The organism is Aeromonas sp. QDB11, from assembly GCF_027705265.1.
Lineage (GTDB): Bacteria > Pseudomonadota > Gammaproteobacteria > Enterobacterales > Aeromonadaceae > Aeromonas > Aeromonas allosaccharophila.
Genome location: NZ_JAPDBM010000164.1, coordinates 1 through 1,559, shown reverse-complemented (window position 1 = coordinate 1,559; position 1,559 = coordinate 1). Strand labels below are relative to the sequence as shown.

At 49.1% G+C, this 1,559-nt stretch carries 1 protein-coding gene; it reads left to right on the top strand.

Annotated features, from left to right (window positions below; genetic code table 11):
• Positions 1–62: 62 nt before the first annotated feature.
• A complete protein-coding gene (locus tag OKC40_RS22385; protein ID WP_333563281.1) occupies positions 63–1,280 on the top strand; it encodes a YhfT family protein in 1,218 nt (405 codons plus the stop codon).
• The last annotated feature ends 279 nt before the right edge of the window (positions 1,281–1,559 follow it).

Below are 1,559 nucleotides of genomic sequence, written 5' to 3'. Positions count from 1 at the left end.
AGAGCCGGCTGGAATGACGACTATCGGGCTCAGTTATTCTTTGGTTAAAATATCAACAAAGTGTGCTCCCGCCCTGGATTCTACCCCAAGTCGTCGAAGGAAATATGTCGCGGCGTGATGCGGGATCCGTGGCGTTTGGCTTGTCGATTGGTTTCGTCGCCTCAGTCGGTATTTCGTTTACGCTTTCCACTGGTCTTCTAAACCCTTGGTTGCTCTTTTTACCGACCGACATTCTTGGTGTGATGATGGCTCGGCGCTGGCAAGCCGCATTAGCTGGCGGTTTGTGGGGGATTCTGGTTGTTACCTCTCTTTCCGGTGTGAATGCTGTATTGACAGGCTTGCCTGTCGATGCGGTTGGCGCGTTAGGTGAATTGGGTACGCCAGTGATGACCGCTTTTGCACTGTTTCCGCTGCTCGCCATCTTTTATCAGTTCGGTTGGAAAGCTGGTGCTATTTCGGCTGCAGTTATTGTGCTGGCTCGGCTGGCCACGATGAAATTTACCACTATTTATCCTGAGTCCCTGCAAATTTTCGTTGGGATGATGATGCTGGTGGGGACTGCCATATACAAAGACATCAACGATAAGAAAAATGGTATCGCGCCGCCTGATATGTCGGGTATGCACAGTTTGTTTGAAGAACGCACCAAGCGCATCATGAAAAACCTGCCGTTCCTAGCTGCAACCGGTGCGCTGGTAGCTGTGGTTGTCAACGCTGGTTATTTTGCTGGTTCTGAAGTCTCTATCTATCCGCTTGCCGATGCCTACAAGTTGACCGATCCTGTCGCGCAGCAGACGGCAATCAACCAGGTTGCTCTTTCTGAATTCATGCGCGGGCTTGGGTTCGTACCTCTGATTGCGACCACTGCACTGGCCACTGGTGTATATGGTGTGGTCGGGATGACTTTTGTGTTTGTGGTTGGTTATCTCTCACCTAACGTACCTGTTGCTGCGGTGCTGGGGGCCCTGACCATTTGTGCGGAAGTATTCTTGCTGCGTCGGATCGGCCATTTCCTGGAACAATTTCCGTCTATTCGTAATGCTTCGGATAATATCCGTAATTCGATGAACACGCTGATGGAGTTTGCACTCCTGATCGGTGGGGTACTGGCGGTGATGAAAATGGGTGGGACCACCGGGATTACCATTTTCACTATCTTGTTCTTCCTCAATGAGGTGATGGGCCGTCCTGTACTAAAAATTGCTGCTCCGGCTCTCGCTGCCATATTAACTGGTGTTGCACTCAATATTTTCCATATCGTCGGACTTTTTAATATCTGACCCCAGGGTCACCCGGTTTGACAGCCTGAAAACTATCGGGCCGGGTAAGCTACATTTATAAGGTGAGCGAAGATGTTTCTTGATGCTTTGAAAAGACAAAATCCGAGATTTATAGAGTGTGCAGCTGAATTATTAAAATCCAACCAGGTTTTGCCTGACACTTATATTATTGATGTCGACCAGTTTGTTGAAAATGCGAGGGTGCATATTCCGGCTGATCATGAACACCGATTCCGGTTCAACGTGAACACCATTTCCGGACCAATGTGAACGCTCATT